Annotated in this window: 13 protein-coding genes; 5 read left to right on the top strand and 8 right to left on the bottom strand. The window is 73.1% G+C overall.

What is annotated here, in order from left to right; translation table 11 throughout:
• Positions 1–23: 23 nt before the first annotated feature.
• From ADK64_RS22820 to ADK64_RS22790, 7 genes are all read right to left on the bottom strand, one after another.
• Positions 24–1,553 carry a hypothetical protein gene (locus ADK64_RS22820; RefSeq protein ID WP_053661708.1) on the bottom strand — a complete coding sequence of 510 codons (1,530 nt, stop codon included), beginning with the start codon at positions 1,551–1,553 and terminating at the stop codon, positions 24–26.
• A 69-nt stretch (positions 1,554–1,622) separates the two neighbouring features.
• Positions 1,623–2,330, bottom strand: coding sequence for a GntR family transcriptional regulator (locus ADK64_RS22815; protein WP_053661707.1), 708 nt, complete (start codon positions 2,328–2,330; stop codon positions 1,623–1,625).
• Positions 2,331–2,450: 120 nt separating this feature from the next.
• Positions 2,451–3,395 (bottom strand): SGNH/GDSL hydrolase family protein, encoded by a 945-nt coding sequence (locus ADK64_RS22810; RefSeq protein WP_078992792.1) that lies wholly within the window; start codon positions 3,393–3,395, stop codon positions 2,451–2,453.
• The gene (locus ADK64_RS22805) at positions 3,392–4,567 is read right to left on the bottom strand and encodes a glycosyltransferase (protein ID WP_053661706.1); all 1,176 of its coding nucleotides are present in this window, start codon (positions 4,565–4,567) and stop codon (positions 3,392–3,394) included. The genes ADK64_RS22810 and ADK64_RS22805 overlap by 4 nt, the downstream gene beginning before the upstream one ends.
• Positions 4,564–5,691: a glycosyltransferase family 4 protein gene (locus ADK64_RS22800; RefSeq protein WP_053661705.1), complete on the bottom strand. Its 1,128-nt coding sequence runs from the start codon at positions 5,689–5,691 to the stop codon at positions 4,564–4,566. Before ADK64_RS22800 ends, ADK64_RS22805 begins: the two co-directional genes overlap by 4 nt.
• 187 nt (positions 5,692–5,878) lie before the next feature.
• Positions 5,879–7,297: a HEAT repeat domain-containing protein gene (locus tag ADK64_RS22795; protein WP_053661704.1), complete on the bottom strand. Its 1,419-nt coding sequence runs from the start codon at positions 7,295–7,297 to the stop codon at positions 5,879–5,881.
• Positions 7,298–7,597: 300 nt separating this feature from the next.
• Complete coding sequence (locus ADK64_RS22790; RefSeq protein ID WP_053661703.1) at positions 7,598–7,990, bottom strand: ankyrin repeat domain-containing protein; 393 nt, start codon at positions 7,988–7,990, stop codon at positions 7,598–7,600.
• Positions 7,991–8,297: 307 nt separating this feature from the next.
• On the opposite strand from ADK64_RS22790, the gene ADK64_RS22785 reads away from it, so the two are divergent.
• Positions 8,298–8,492: a hypothetical protein gene (locus ADK64_RS22785; RefSeq protein ID WP_053661702.1), complete on the top strand. Its 195-nt coding sequence runs from the start codon at positions 8,298–8,300 to the stop codon at positions 8,490–8,492.
• 68 nt (positions 8,493–8,560) lie between these two features.
• Positions 8,561–10,168, top strand: a complete 1,608-nt coding sequence (locus ADK64_RS22780) for an ATP-binding protein (RefSeq protein ID WP_053661701.1) — start codon at positions 8,561–8,563, stop codon at positions 10,166–10,168.
• Positions 10,169–10,208: 40 nt separating this feature from the next.
• Here ADK64_RS22780 and ADK64_RS22775 read toward each other — a convergent pair whose 3' ends face one another.
• Positions 10,209–11,711: a PLP-dependent aminotransferase family protein gene (locus ADK64_RS22775; protein ID WP_053661700.1), complete on the bottom strand. Its 1,503-nt coding sequence runs from the start codon at positions 11,709–11,711 to the stop codon at positions 10,209–10,211.
• 102 nt (positions 11,712–11,813) lie between these two features.
• On the opposite strand from ADK64_RS22775, the gene ADK64_RS22770 reads away from it, so the two are divergent.
• The 3 genes from ADK64_RS22770 to ADK64_RS22760 are packed head-to-tail and all read left to right on the top strand — an operon-like array spanning position 11,814 to position 14,643.
• Entirely contained in the window at positions 11,814–12,467 is a 654-nt protein-coding gene (locus ADK64_RS22770) for a YczE/YyaS/YitT family protein (RefSeq protein WP_053661699.1), read from the top strand.
• On the top strand, positions 12,464–13,240 hold the full coding sequence (locus ADK64_RS22765) for a glycerophosphodiester phosphodiesterase (RefSeq protein ID WP_053661698.1): 777 nt from the start codon (positions 12,464–12,466) through the stop codon (positions 13,238–13,240). The genes ADK64_RS22770 and ADK64_RS22765 overlap by 4 nt, the downstream gene beginning before the upstream one ends.
• A gap of 56 nt (positions 13,241–13,296) precedes the next feature.
• Positions 13,297–14,643, top strand: a complete 1,347-nt coding sequence (locus ADK64_RS22760) for an MFS transporter (protein WP_053661697.1) — start codon at positions 13,297–13,299, stop codon at positions 14,641–14,643.
• Positions 14,644–14,846: the final 203 nt, after the last annotated feature.

Raw genomic sequence — 14,846 nt, 5'->3', positions numbered from 1 at the left:
CTCCTTGTCGCGTGCTTGCTCACTCATGCTGCTTCCGTCCGGTCCGCCGCCATCCCCGCCGCGTCCAGCAGCGCGGTCCCGACGATCAGGTCGGCACCGCCGAACTCGGGATCGTCCAGCTCGGTCCCGTCGTCGACGGCGAACAACAGCTTCTCCTCGCCCTGCCGGTAGGCGGTGCCGACGGCGGGACTGGCCGCGTGGACCGCCAACAGGGCCACCAGGTAGGCCAGATCGGGATCCCCGGTGCGCCGGGCCTCGGCCAGCAGCCCCGACAGTCTGCGCGGCGCGTCGGCCGGAAGGTCCAGCAGTTCCGTCGCGGCGGCCAGTTGCTCCTCGCTGAACCGGCTGTCGTCCGGTGTGGCGATCAGGTCGGGCTCGGGCATCTCGGCGCCCAGGTGCTCCCGCTCGACGGGCGGCGTCAGCAGTATGTCGACGAGGTCCGCCACGCGCACGCAGACCGGTGTCCGCAGTCCCGTGCCCTGGGCGAAGAACGCGTCCGTGACCCGGATCGCCTGCTCCAGGGGCAGTGGCAGGACGGGGGCGAGGAGATGGCCGTACAGGTCCGTCCCGGACGTCGTGGCCGGCGTGGCGAAAGCCTGCCGGTCCTGCTCGGCGCGGAACAGCGGGCCCGCCTCCAGCAGGCGCGACTGGAGCTGGGTGTGGCGGCGGATGCAGTCCTTGACGATGTCGACGAGTTCGGCGGCCCGGCGCTTGTGCTCGGGCTCCTCGGTCTCGTCGCGGGCCTTGCGGATGTTGGTGAGGATCGCGTTCTCGTGCCGATAGCGGTCGGCGACGTGCTCCAGGGCCTCGGCGATCATGTCGGGCACGGCGCTCAGCCAGTCGACCGCGCGGACGTTGCGCCGGGTGGCCTCCAGGGCCCGGCGCAGGGTCTCGGAGTACTGCACCGTGCGGTAGCGGGCCTGTTCGGCGGCGAGCTGGGCGTCGGCGAGGCGACCGCGGCTGATCAGCACCTCCAGCTTGACCTCGGCGGCGATCTGGGCGCTGGTGACGTCGGTGTCCAGGGCGCCGACCAGGACGTTGACCGCCTCGTCGGTCGTGCGCAGGTAGACAGTGCCGCCGGGGCCGGGGACCTCTTCGATCAGCTTGAAGTCGTAGTCCCGGCGCACGTACGTGCCGTCCGGGCCGAAGGTGCCGTACACCGCGCGGAAGCCGCGGTCGACACTGCCGACGTTGATCAGGTTCTCCAGGACCCAGCGGGCCACGCGCTCGTGCTCGGCGGCCGGCCGGTGCGGGGCCTGGGCGGCGATGCGCGGGATCAGCCGGGCCACGATCTGCTCGTGGTCGGCGCCGGTGTCGAAGTCCATGTTGAGCGTGACGAGGTCGATGGCGGCGAGGGCCACCTCGGCCATCCCGTACACCGAGTACTCACCGGCCAGGTTGGCCTTGCGCGCGTCCAGGTCGTGCAGCGGCGCGGTGCAGGCGAGCGCGCGCAGCCGCCGCGCCAGCCCTTCGTCGGCGGCCGGGCCCGGAGCCGGGCGCGGCCCCGCGCTGAGCTGGGGCGGAACGCTGTCCGTCGATGCAGGCGAAGTCACGGTGCACAGACTAGGTCCTCGGTCTGACATCAACCCAAACGACGCAGAAGCGACGGGGGTCACAGCAGCTCAGGAGGGTCCGGCGGCGTCCTCGCCGACGCGCCGCCGGTACACCTCCACGACCCGTTCCAGCGAGTCCGCGAGATAGGTCTCCAGCAGCCGTTCCGCCGCGTGCCGGTCGCCGGCCTGGAGCGTCTGAAGGATCTGGCGGTTGCGGGCGAGGTACGGCTCGTGCAGCCGGCGCGGGTCGTCCACGACGTGGAAGGCGAGCCGCAGCTCGGCGAAGACGCTGCGCATCAGTTCGTCGGTGCGTTCGCTGCCGGCGAGGGCGACCAGTTCCCGGTGGAAGTGGATGTTGGCGGTGCCCAGCACCTTCCAGTCGCTGCCGGCGGCCGCCTTCTCGCCCTCGGCGACCGCCGCGGCGAGCGCGTCCAGCGGGTACGGCGGCTCGCCGAGTCCGCGGACGACGGCGCATTCGACCAGGGCACGCGCGCGGTAGATGTCCTCGACGTCCTCGACGGTCAGGACCCGGACGAACACGCCCCGGTTGAGCTCGTGCACCAGCAGGCGTTCATGGGTGAGCAGCCGGAAGGCCTCGCGCAGCGTGTTGCGGGAGACCCCGAGCGCCCCGCCGATGCCGTCCTCCGACAGCCGGGTGCCGGGCGGGAAGTACCCCTCGGCGATACGGCTGCGGAGGATGTCCGACACCCGCTCCGCCGTGCTCGTACGCCCGAGGAGCGCCCGGTCGCCGGCCAGTCCCGTCAGCTGCTCTGTCATGCCGGGAATTCAATCGCAGACAGCCGGAACGAGACAACATGGGGATCGCCGGATCGTTGAACGATTCACTATCCGAGCCGTGCGGCCCGGCATCCCGGCCCTTCGGCCCCGTACGCTCCGCTACCCGACGCCGTTCGCCACCACCTCCGCACCCTCGCGGTGGGCGGTGCCCTCGGGCGCCGCGGTGCGGTTCGGGACGGGGACGGTGCGGCGCAGCGTGACCCCGGCGTCCTCGACCGGTGGCTCCGGCAAGGCGGCCAGGGCCGCGGCCACCGCCGCCGACGCGCTCAGGTCGAGGTGGGCACCGGTCCCCTTCGCCCGGTGGCGCATCTCGTCGGCGGCGAGGCGCAGCAGTTGGGGCAACAGGTCCTTGCACCGCCGGACCACCCAGCCGGTGCCCGCGGTGGCCAGCCACAGCAGGCTCGCTGCGCGGGTCGGTACGGGGAACTCCGGCTCGGACGAGGGCGGTTGGCCACCCGCCCGGCCCGCCTCGGCGAGCAGGGCGTGGAAGCGGACGGCGAGCTGCCGGTGCCCGCGCTCGCCCGGATGGAGCCGGTCCGCGCTCCACAGGGCCCGGTCGGTGATCCAGGCGCCGCCCGCCGCGTGCAGGTGGACGGCGCCGTACCGCTCGGACAGCGCGTGGACGACCGTGTTGACCGCGCGCTGCCGCCGGGCCAGCGGGCGGGCGAGGGCGCCCGGGAGGCCCAGCATCGCGCCGGGGTCGGGCAGACAGGCGGTGAGCAGGGTGGCGCCCTGCCGGGTGAGGGCCGCGTAGGCCTCGTCGAGATGGGCGGCCACCGCGCGGATGTCGAAGGTGTGGCGCAGGGTGTCGTTGACGCCTATGACCACGGACGCGATGTCCGGGCGGAGTTCGAGGGCGGCCGGGGTCTGCCGTTCCAGCACGTCCCGGGTCTGCGCCCCGCTGACGGCGAGGTTGGTGAACTCCACCGCCCCGGCGAGCGACGGCGCCAGCAGCGCGGCCCAGCCCCGCCACCCTTCGGTGACGGGGTCGCCCACGCCCTCGGTCAGGGAGTCACCGAGGGCGACGAAACGGACGGCTCTCATGCCACGCCCTCCGGCACGGTGCGTCCGGTGTCCACGCGGCGCAGCACCTCGGCGTCGTGGGCCGCCAGGAACGCCTCCACGGCCGTACCCCAGCCGAAGCACTCCGCACGCGCGCGTGCGGCCTCACGGCGCTCGCGCTCGCCCCGGTCCAGGAGCGTGTCGACGGCGTCGGCGAAGGCCTCGCCCCGGTCGGCCGCGGTCGCGCCCGCGGCGCCGATCACCTCGGGCAGCGCGGAGGACGCGCTCGCCACGACAGGCGTGCCGCAGGCCATGGCCTCCAGGGCGGCCAGCCCGAAGGTCTCCGCGGGCCCGGGTGCGAGGGCGACGTCGGCGGATGCCTGGAGCGCCCCGAGCAGGGCCCGGTCGGAGACGTGCCCGAGGAAGGTCACCGGCAGCCCCCGCTCCCGCGCGCGCTGTTCCAGCCGGGCCCGCAGCGGCCCGTCCCCGGCGACCACCAGCACCGCCCGCCGTCCGCGCCGCAGCAGTGCCTCCAGGGCGTCGAGGGCGGTGCCGGGACGCTTCTCGACGGACAGCCGCGAGCACATCACGAGCAGCGCCTCGTCCACGCGCGCGTACTCGCCACGCACCCCGGGGTCGCGCAGCGCGGGGTGGCGTGTCATCAGGTCGACGCCCAGAGGGGCGCGTACGACGTTGCGCGCGCCGATGCGCACGAACTCGCGCTCGGCGAACTCCGTGGTGCACACCACCCGCGAGTAGACGTGCGCGGTACGGGTGTTGAGGGCGTCGGCGGCCCGGCGGGACAGGTTCTGCGAGAGGCCCCAGGTGCGCAGCACGCCGTCGGCGGTCTCGTGGGAGACCATCACGGCGGGCACGCGCGCGCGGCGGGCCCAGCGGCCGGTCCAGCGCAGGGTCGTCCGGTCGGAGACCTCCAGCCGGTCCGGGGCCAGCTCCTCCAGGACGGCGGCCACGCGCCGCTTGTCGGTGAGGACGCGGTAGCCGCCGGTGCCGGGCAGCGACGGGCCGGGCAGGGTGATGACCCGACCCTGTTCGGTGTCCTGGTCGGTGTGCCGTTCGCCGGGCACGATCAGCACCGGCTCGTGGCCGGCGGCCCGGAAACCCTTGCCCAGTTCGCGCAGGGCGGTGCGCAGGCCGCCGGAGGCGGGGGCGACGAAGTTGGCGAGCCGGACGATGCGCAGGGACGGGCCGGTCATGCCGCCACCGCCGTCCTGCGGGCCGCGAGCACGTCGTCGTAGTGGCCGATCAGCTGGTCACCGACGGCGGCCCAGGTGCGGCCCTCGACCATCGTGCGGGCGGCGACGCCGTGGGCGGCCCGCCGTTCGGGGTCGGCGGCCAGGGTGCGCACCGCCTCCGTGACGGCGGCGGCGTCGCACGGCGGGACGAGCAGTCCGGTGCGCCCGTGGGCGACCAGGTCGAGCGGGCCGCCGGCGGCGGGCGCGACGACCGGGACGCCGCTGGCCATGGCCTCCTGGACGGTCTGGCAGAACGTCTCGAAGGGGCCGGTGTGCGCGAACACGTCCAGCGAGGCGAAGATCCGGGCGAGCTCGTCGCCGGTGCGGCGGCCGAGGAACACGGCGCCGGGAAGCGCCTCGGTCAGATGGGCGTGGCTCGGCCCGTCGCCGACGACCACGACCCGCACGCCCTCCAGCCCGCAGACACCGGCGAGCAGTTCGACGTGCTTCTCAGGGGCGAGCCGGCCGACGTAGCCGACGATCAGCTCGCCGTTCGGGGCGAGTTCGCGGCGCAGTGCCTCGTCACGGTGCTCTGGCTTGAAACGTACGGTGTCCACGCCGCGCGGCCACAGCCGCACCCGGGGCACGCCATGAGCCTCGAGGTCGGCGAGGGCGGCGCTGGAGGGGGCCAGGGTGCGGTCGGCCGCGGCGTGCACGGAGCGGATCCGCCGCCAGGCCGCGGCCTCTCCGGCACCCATGTACGTACGCGCGTACCCGGCGAGATCGGTCTGGTACACGGCGACGGCGGGGATGCCGAGCCGGGCGGCGGCGGCCATGCCGCGGACGCCGAGGACGAAGGGACTGGCGAGATGGACAAGGTCGGCGCGGTGATCGAGCAGAGCCGCGGCGAGGCGTCGGCTGGGGAGGGCGACGCGGACCTGGTGGTAGCCGGGAAGGGGGAGGGAGGGGACACGGACGACCGGGCACGGGGCGTCCGTGTCCGGTGCGCTGCCGGGGGCTGTGGCCGGCGCGACGACGAGCGGGGAGTGACCGCGATCTACGAGGTGCCGGGCGGTCTGGAGCGCGCAGTGGGCCACGCCGTTCACATCGGGGGGAAAGGATTCGGTCACGATGACGACACGCATACGGGTGTTGTCGCCGCGCTGGACGTGGCCGCGTCAACGTCGATCTTTCCGCTCGGGGAACGTCCCATGAGCGTTGGGCTGCACACCCGAGCGGGTCAGCCGGCCGTCATGGCCGCCTGACCCGCGGGTCACCCGCTGTTCATCCGGCGGGCGGTCGTCCGCCCGGGCCGTATGCGTATCTGGGGTGTCAGCCGGTGGCGGCGTCGGGGCCGATGCGGCTGCGTACCGCCGTCTGTACCTCGTCCTCCTCGGCCGGGTCGGCGGCCAGGCGGCGCAGGCGCTCCACGACCCGGGCGTCGCCGGTCTCGGCGTGCCGGGCGGCGATCTCGCGGGTGGTCTCCTCGCAGTCCCACAGGCATTCGACGGCGAAGCCGGTGGCGAAGGAGGGATCGGTGGCGGCCAGGGCGCGGGCGGCGCGGCCGCGGAGGTGGGAGGAGGCCGTCTCACGGTAGACGTGGCGCAGGACGGGGGCCGCGCAGGCGATGCCGAGGCGTCCGGCGCCGTCGACGAGGGTCCACAGGGTGGGTGCGTCGGGTCCCTCCCCGCGTACGGCTTCGCGGAGGGCGCCGAGGACCAGGTCGCCGTCGCGCGCGGCGCCACGGCAGGCGAGGATGCGGCCGGCGGCTGCACCGAGGGGGTCGGGGCGCTGGGCCCAGCGGCGGGCGCGGTCGACGGCGGCGACGCTGCGCATCCGTTCGAAGGCGTCGACGGCGGCCTCCACGACGACCGTCGTGCCGTCGGCGACCGCGGCCTCGATCAGGTCGAGGGCGTCGGAGTCGTTGCTGTCGGCGAGGTAGCGCAGGGCGGTGCAGCGGGCTCCGTCGGTGCCGGTCCGGGCGGCCTGGACGATCTCCGGCCGGTCCTCGGGGCCGGCCACGGCGACCAGACAGCGGGCGGCCGGCACATGGAGGGCGGCGCCGCGGTCCATGCCCTGCTGGGCCCACTCGAAGACGGCACTCACGCTCCATCCGGGCCGGGGACCGGTGGGCCGCATCTGCCGCTGCCAGCGGTCGAAACAGCCGGTCTCCTGCGCGGCACGCACACGCGTGGCGATCGATTCGCGCGGATCCTTGGCCCACAGCCGCCACGGCCGCGGCTCGAAGGCGTCCCGGACGGCGACGGCCAGCTCGGCCTCGCCCTCGGGATCGGTGGCGAAACGGGCCAGGACGGGGGCGGCGAGGGCACGCAGGCCCGCGTCGTCGTCCCTGAGGGCCAGTTCATCCAGGGCCCAGGCCCAGCTGGAACCGTGGGCGGCGTACCTGCGCAGCAGTTCGAGCGCGTCCCGCCTGCCGTAGGAGGCGAGGTGCCCGAGCACGGCGAGGGCGAGGCCGGTGCGGGACTCGTCGGTGTCGAGGACGTCCTCGGGACCGAAGAGGTGGTCCGCGATCGCGTCCAGCTCGCCATTCAGGTCGAGGTACAGGCGCGCGTAGTAGAGGGAGCGGTTCTCCACCTGCCAGTCCTGGCGGGGGTCGCGCAGCACGCACTGGTTCAGCGCCGCGAGCGCTTCCACGCGCGGGGCGGTGAGCGCGTGCAGCGTGCCGTCGCCGCGGCCCCGCTGCAACAGGCCGAGCAGCGTACCGCTCGGCGCTATGAACGGATCGAACATGGGAAACAGCCTCACATCAAGCGTCGACGCAACCGGGGAACACGCACTACCTGGCCGCGTGACACAACGTCGGAGCGCCCGCCGTCTCTTGCTTGCTGTAGACCATTTCTCTCTGCCTCTCGTCGGTGGCCCATGCGGACCGCATCACGGCCCGCGCGGTGCGGCAACACCTGCCCAGCCATCGCGTCCGTGAATCACGTCGCCATGATGACCCGCGGTGTGTGCTGCCGCGACCGTATTTCCGGCGGCCCCGTACCGCCTCCCCCGTTTTCCTTGTCGTACCTGGTCAGGACATGTGCATCAGTGCGCGCCGAACAGTTCCAGGAGTTCCGTCTTGCCGAACATCCGGGCGGTGTCGACGGCCGACGGCGTGCCCGCCGCGGGGTCGGCTCCGCCTTCCAGGAGAGCCTTGATGACGTCGGTCTCGCCCTTGAAGACGGCACCCGCGAGCGGGGTCTGGCCTCGGTCGTTGACGTGGTCCGCCGCCGCGCCGCGGGCGAGCAGCGCGCGCACCGCGTCGGCGTGGCCGTGATAGGCGGCCAGCATCACCAGTGAGTCGCCGCGGTCATTGGTGAGGTTGGCCGGAACACCCGCGTCGACGTACGCCACGAGCGCCTCGGTCTGCCCCTGCCGGGCCAGATCGAAGATCTTGGTCGCCAGCTCCACGACCTCGGGGTCGGGGGCTTCGCTCATCAACGGGACCGCCTCTCCTGGAAACTTCGGTGACTGCACGGAGCGTACGGCAGCGAGCGGAACACGGCCGTACGAGTGAATCGACAGCGTACTGGCTCGCGCGGCACATGACCCGATGTGCCCGAGGTAAAGATCCCCCTCAGCCCCATCGGGCGACATCGACCCTGCTCAACGAGCTGAACCGTTCCGCCAACCGGGGGAAATATGCCGGATTTAACCCAATTGCACCTTTAATCGTATGGATACATCCTGTGATCCTGGAAGAACTCATGGTGACTGTCCCCACCTCGACACCAGGAGGTCTCAAATGATCCTCTCCATGTCCGGCGTCATGATTCTCGGCGTCATCGTTTTCCTGTTCTTCCGCAAGGACGGGCTCAAGGGCACGCACGCCACGGTGACGGCCCTGTTCGGCTTCTACCTCGCCAGCACGGGCATCGCCCCGAGCATCAAGGCCGGCGGCGAGAGCCTGGCGAGCCTGCTCGGCGGCATCAAGTTCTGACCCGGCCCGTCCCGTCCGCACGCCCGCACGCCCGCACGCCCGTACGCACACACCAACAGGAGACAGCAGTGGCCCGGCGCCCTCTCCCCCGCATTCTGAGCAAGGACAGCGCCCAGATCGCCCGGACGCAGATCGCCCGGAGCCGGGAGCTGGCCCGGACGGCGGCCGACAGCGCCACCGACGTCCTCCACCCGCTGATCACCGTCACCCGGGGGCTGCGCCGGCTGGCCTCGGCCGGGCGGCGCAAGTGGGCGGACACCCCCAAGGACAGGCGTGGGCCACTGCTGTTCCTGGTGGCCTCCGTGGTCATGGTCGTCGCGCTGGTGCCGTTCGGACCGCTGCTCGCCGTCATCACCGTGATGGCGACGGCGGCCTGGCACGGCCGCGAGCGCACCCCGCCGGCCCCCGAGGGGCCGGACGAGGCCCAGGTCGAACGGCTCCAGTCCCTCTACGAGGCACTGGTGCCCTACTTCTCGAGCCCCGAGGACCCGGCACCGCTGTACGCGTACGACGGGGAGTGGGAGAAGGCCTTCGCGGACTGCGAGTTCGACGACGGCGGACGTGTGGGTCATCTCGTGATCCGCTACCCCGCCTACTTCCCGGACGGCGAGCCCGAGGCCCGCGCGCGGATCGAGCAGTTGCTCACCGCGAAGGCCGGCCGGGGCCGCGAGTACCGCTTCGCATGGGACGAGGAGGCCAACCGGCTCACCGTCACCGCCCTCGCCCCGCTGCCCACCGACATCGCCGCCCAGCACTTCGTCACCACGCCGGGCGAGACCGTGCTCGGCTTCACCGATCCGGGCGAGGTCCAGCGCACGCTTCCCCTGTCCTACGGAGAGGAACAGATCGACGTCCCGCCGGTCGTCTGGCGCACCGGCGTCCGCTCCACCGAGCCGCACCTGCTGGCCATGGGCCACCCCGGCAGCGGCGTGTCGACCCTGCTGCGCACCGTCGCCGTGCAGGCCCTGCGGCACGGGGACGTCGTGATCGTCGACGGCGGCGGCACCGGCGAGTACGCGTGCCTGACCGGCCGGGACGGCGTCCTGGCCGTCGAGTGCGCCCTCCCCGGGGCGCTGGCGAGTCTGGAGTGGGCCACGCAGGAGACCGAGCGGCGGCTCATCGCCATCAATCTGGCCCGGCAGGCGGGCGACCCGCCACCGGCGGACACCCGGCGGCCCCTGTGGATCCTGCTGGACCGCCCGTCCGTCTTCACGCACCTCGCGGCCTCGGAGGGCCGCGAGGACCCGCAGGCGCTCCTCCAGGTGCCGCTGCGGCACGGCCGCGCGGCGAACGTGACCGTCGTCGTGGCCGAGCAGTTCGAGGCCGCGGAGGCGCTGAGCGACGCGGTCCGGCAGCACACACGCGCGCGTGTGGTGCTCGGGACCGCCGCGTCCCGGCAGGTGGAGGCGGTGCTGGGAGTGCCGCCGCACACGACGCCCCTGGGGCAGGTGCCGCCGGGGCGCGGGTACGCCCGGCTGGGCTCCGGCCCGGTGCACCGCCTTCAGGTGCCGCGCACGCCGGATCCGTACGACGACGCCACGAGCGATGCCGACCGGGCGGCGGTGCTGGACCTGCTGCCGCCACGGGCCATCGCCGTGACGGCGCAACCTCCGGAGCCGACGGATCTGACGAAGCCGACGGTGAGTGCGGAGGCGGTGCGGGTGGAGACCTCGTGAGGCACCGGTGCTCAGCACCCCGTACGGGCGCGCCTTCGGTCTACGCCACAAACGTCCGCGGTGCCTCCGCGCCTCCCGTCGCCCCCGTCTCCACCAGCCGGGCCGCCGCGGCCAGCCGGACCGCCGCCTCCTCCGCCACCGCTCCCCCCACGGTGAACGGCAGCCGCACATAGCCCTCGAAGGCGCCGTCCACGCCGAAGCGGGGGCCCGAGGGGACGCGGACGCCGGTTCGTTCGCCCGCTTCGGCGAGCCGGGATCCGGAGAGGCCGCCGGCGCGCACCCACAGGGTCAGACCGCCCTGCGGGACCGCGAACTCCCAGCTGGGCAGTGAGCGGCGGAGCGCCGCCACCAGCGCGTCCCGGTTCTCCCGGGCCTGGGCCCGGCGCAGCTGCACCGCCTGCTCCCAACCACCGGTGCTGAAGAGCCAGTTGACGGCCAGTTGTTCCAGCACCGGGGTGCCGAGGTCTGCGTACGCGCGCGCGGCCACCAGGCTGCGGATCACGTCCGGAGCCGCGCGCACCCAGCCGATGCGCATGCCCGCCCAGAACGCCTTGCTGGCCGAGCCGACCGTGATCACCGTGGAGCCGGCCGGGTCGAACCCGCACACCGGGCGCGGCATGCCCGCGAAGTCGTCGTCCAGCCACAGTTCGGACATCGTCTCGTCGGCGACGAGCACCGTGCCGGCCGAGCGTGCCGCGTCCACCAACCGGCGCCGCTGGTCGTCGTCGGCGAGCGCGCCGGTGGGGTTGTGGAAGTCGGCGACCACATAGGCGATGCGCGGTGCGGCCTCGCGCAGCACCTGGCGCCAGCGGTCCATGTCCCAGCCGCTGAGGCCCTCGGCCATCGCGACGGGGACCAGGCGGGCGCCGGCCTCACGCATCAGCTGGAGGATGTTGGCGTACGACGGGGACTCCACGGCGATGCGCTCGCCGCGGCCCGCGAACAGGTGGCAGATCGCGTCGATCGCGCCCATCGCGCCGGTGGTCACCATGATCTGCTCGGGCATGGTGGGGATCCCGCGCGCGGTGTAGCGCTCAGCGATCATCGCGCGCAGGGCGGGCAGCCCGGCCGGATAGTCGCCATGTGTGTGGGCGTACGGCGGCAGTTCCTCCAGGGCGCCCTGCACGGCCCGGGTGAGCCAGGGCTCGGGGGCCGGCAGCGAGGCACAGCCCAGGTCGATCACCGAGCCCAGCGCCTCCGGGGGCAGCGGTTCGAGACCGCGGGCCGGAATCGGGTTCCCGGCCGGTACGGCCGTCCAGCTGCCGGCGCCGCGCCGGGACTCCAGGAAGCCCTCGCTGCGCAGCGCCTCGTACGCGGCCGCGACGGTGGTGCGGCTCACGGACAGGGCGAGGGCGAGTTCACGCTCGGCGGGGAGGCGGGCGGCGACCGGCACGCGCCCTTCGAGCACCAGCAGCCGGACGCCGTCGGCCAGGGCGCGGTAGGCGGGCGGGCGTCGGGTGCCGGGGCCGGCCGGGCGGTCCTGCTGGGAGTTCAGCAGCCGGGCGAGTTGCGCGGCACCCATCGCAGAGGTCCACTGCGCCATGACAATCAGTCCACCTTCCCCGAATTGGCCATGGATGACTCTCCATCCCACGCCACAGAGTGTCATGTGTCAGGCCACCGCCACCACCCAGGGGGGTATCCCGTGTCCACTCCGGACCGTCTCGGACGACGGTTGATCCAGCTGTACGCCGGCCTCGCGCTCTACGGCGCGAGTTCCGCGCTGCTCGTGCGGGCGGGTCTGGGCCTGGAGCCCTGGAACGTGCTGCACCAGGGGCTCGCGGAGCTGACCGGGCTGACCATCGGCGTGGTGTCGATCATCGTGGGCGCGGCGGTGCTGCTGCTGTGGATCCCACTGCGCCAGCGCCCGGGCCTCGGCACCGTCTCCAACGTCTTCGCCGTCGGCCTCGCGCTGGACGGGACCCTCGCGCTGGTCCCGGACGCGCACTCCCTCGCCGTACGCGTCCCGCTGCTGCTCGCGGGCATCGTGCTGAACGGCGCGGCGACCGGTCTGTACATCTCCGCGCGCTTCGGACCCGGCCCGCGCGACGGGCTGATGACCGGGCTGCACCGGCGCACCGGCCGTTCGGTCCGGCTGATACGGACGTTGCTCGAGGTGGCGGTGGTGGCCACCGGGTTCGCCCTGGGAGGCACCATCGGGATCGGCACCGTGCTGTACGCGGCGTCCATCGGCCCGCTGGCCCAGCTCTTCCTGCGGGTGTTCGCCGTCCCTGCGGCATCGACCCGAAGCACGGTCGTTGCCGCAGCGACACCGGAACGAGTGATACTGCGTCCGTGACCCTCACGACACCGCCGCGCCGCCACCCGTACCTCGACCACCCGGGCCCCATAGCCTTCGCCCACCGGGGCGGGGCCGCAGACGGGATCGAGAACACCGTGGTGCAGTTCCGGCGCGCGGTCGAGATGGGCTACCGGTACATCGAGACGGACGTGCACGCGACCGCCGACGGCCGGCTCGTCGCCTTCCACGACTCCACCCTGGACCGGGTCACCGACGGGGCGGGCCGGATCGCGGATTTGCCCTGGGAGGACGTGCGGCACGCGCGCGTGGGGGGCCGTGAACCGGTGCCGCTGTTCGAGGAGTTGCTGGAGACCTTCCCCGAGGTCCGCTGGAACGTCGACGTCAAGGCGGAGCCCGCTCTGCGGCCCCTGCTGGACCTGATCGAGCGCACGGACGCCTGGCACCGGGTCTGTGTGGGCTCCTTCTCCGAGGCGCGCGTGCTGCGCGCCCAGCGGCTGGCCGGGCCGCGCCTGGCCACGTCGTTCGGCACGCGCGGGGTGCTCAGCCTGCGCCTGCGCTCATGGGGCCTGCCGGCCGCCGTGCGCCGCTCCGCCGTCGCCGCCCAGGTGCCCGAGGCCCAGTCCGGCGTGCCGGTGGTCGACGAACGCTTCGTCCGCGCCGCCCACGCGCGCGGGCTGCACGTGCACGTGTGGACGATCAACGAGCCGGAGCGCATGCACCGGCTCCTGGACCTGGGCGTCGATGGCATCATGACCGATCACATCGACACGTTGCGCAAGGTCATGGAGGACCGCGGCGTCTGGGTCTGACCACCCGGCCGCCAGGGCCCGAGCCTTCGCAGGAGCACGGGGAAGCGAGGGCACGGGTGGGAATCGACACCGTGCGCACGGGGGCGGCGGACGAGACCGGCGCCCTGCGACGCGAGCAGCGCGGCTGGTACGTCTACGACTGGGCCTGTTCGGTCTATTCGACCAGCGTCCTGACGGTCTTCCTGGGGCCCTATCTCACCGCGGTCGCCGAGCGGGCCGCGGACGCCGACGGCTATGTGCATCCGCTGGGCGTACCGGTCCGCGCGGGCTCGTTCTTCGCCTACTCGGTGTCCCTCTCGGTGATCCTCGCCGTCGTGCTGATGCCGCTCGTGGGCAGCGCGGCCGACCGCACCGGTCGCAAGAAACCACTGCTCGCGGCGGCGGCCTACACAGGTGCTGCCGCGACGACGGGCATGTTCTTCCTCGACGGTGACCGGTATCTGCTCGGCGGGGTGCTCCTCGTCGTGGCCAACGCGGCGCAGGCCGTCGGGATGATGCTCTACAACTCCTACCTGCCGCAGATCGCCCCGCCCGAGGAGCGTGACGCGATCTCCTCGCGGGGCTGGGCCTTCGGCTACGCGGCGGGCTCCACGGTCCTCGTGGCCAACCTGGTGCTGTACACCGCGCACGACTCCTTCGGCCTGACCGAGTCGGCGGCCGTGCGCATCTGCCTGGCCTCGGCGGGTCTGTGGTGGGGCGCGTTCACGCTCGTACCGCTGCGCCGGCTGCGCGACCGGCACACGCGCGTGGAGCGCGCCACCACCCCCGGGCTGCGGCAGTTCACGGCGACGTTCAGGGACATGCGCCGGTATCCGCTGACGCTGGCGTTCCTGCTCGCGTACCTCGTCTACAACGACGGCATCCAGACGGTGATCTCCCAGGCCTCGGTGTACGGCTCCCAGGAGCTGGGGCTCGGGCAGTCGACGCTTATCGTGGCCGTGCTGCTGGTGCAGGTGCTGGCGGTGGCCGGGGCGCTGGCGATGGGACGGCTGGCGCGGACCCACGGCGCGCAGCGGACGATCCTGGGCTCGCTGGTGGCCTGGACGCTCACGCTGGCGGCCGGCTACTTCCTGCCCGCGAAGGCGCCGGTGTGGTTCTTCGTGCTGGCGTCCGGGATCGGTCTGGTCCTCGGCGGCAGCCAGGCACTGTCCCGGTCGCTGTTCTCCCATCTCGTGCCGCCCGGCAAGGAGGCCGAGTACTTCTCGGCGTACGAGATGAGCGACCGCGGGATGAGCTGGCTCGGGCCGCTGCTGTTCGGCGTGACCTACCAGCTGACCGGAAGCTACCGCTCCGCGATCATCTCACTGGTGGCCTTCTTCGTCATCGGTTTCGCCCTGCTCGCCCGGGTCCCGGTACGGCGCGCGATCGGCGAGGCGGGCAACCCCGTTCCGGGGAAGATCTAGCGCGGATTTAGCGCTCAGCACGAAAGGGCGGTAGTGTACGCGTTTGGCCTGCCAGGCGTACCGTTACTGCGCGTCAAAGATGCAGAAACGCCGGGTGACATCTGCTAGTAGATGTGACAAACCGGGCGCTGGTGGGTACAACAAGGGGCGGCTACGACGGCGACGCATGACCCGGAACGGGACTCGGAACGGGAATCTTTACC

The organism is Streptomyces sp. MMG1121, from assembly GCF_001280015.1.
In the GTDB taxonomy this organism is placed as follows: Bacteria; Actinomycetota; Actinomycetes; order Streptomycetales; family Streptomycetaceae; genus Streptomyces.
Note: the sequence above shows the minus strand (reverse complement) of the source record. Positions and strands in the feature narration are given on the sequence as shown.

Excerpts from the sequence above, each read along its gene's own strand:
- ADK64_RS22775 (WP_053661700.1), bottom strand. The coding sequence starts at position 11,711 with ATGGCGCAGTGGACCTCTGCGATGGGTGCCGCGCAACTCGCCCGGCTG.
- ADK64_RS22785 (WP_053661702.1), top strand. The coding sequence starts at position 8,298 with ATGATCCTCTCCATGTCCGGCGTCATGATTCTCGGCGTCATCGTTTTC.
- ADK64_RS22805 (WP_053661706.1), bottom strand. The coding sequence starts at position 4,567 with ATGACCGGCCCGTCCCTGCGCATCGTCCGGCTCGCCAACTTCGTCGCC.
- ADK64_RS22810 (WP_078992792.1), bottom strand. The coding sequence starts at position 3,395 with ATGAGAGCCGTCCGTTTCGTCGCCCTCGGTGACTCCCTGACCGAGGGC.
- ADK64_RS22795 (WP_053661704.1), bottom strand. The coding sequence starts at position 7,297 with ATGTTCGATCCGTTCATAGCGCCGAGCGGTACGCTGCTCGGCCTGTTG.
- ADK64_RS22800 (WP_053661705.1), bottom strand. The coding sequence starts at position 5,691 with ATGCGTGTCGTCATCGTGACCGAATCCTTTCCCCCCGATGTGAACGGC.
- ADK64_RS22815 (WP_053661707.1), bottom strand. The coding sequence starts at position 2,330 with ATGACAGAGCAGCTGACGGGACTGGCCGGCGACCGGGCGCTCCTCGGG.
- ADK64_RS22790 (WP_053661703.1), bottom strand. The coding sequence starts at position 7,990 with ATGAGCGAAGCCCCCGACCCCGAGGTCGTGGAGCTGGCGACCAAGATC.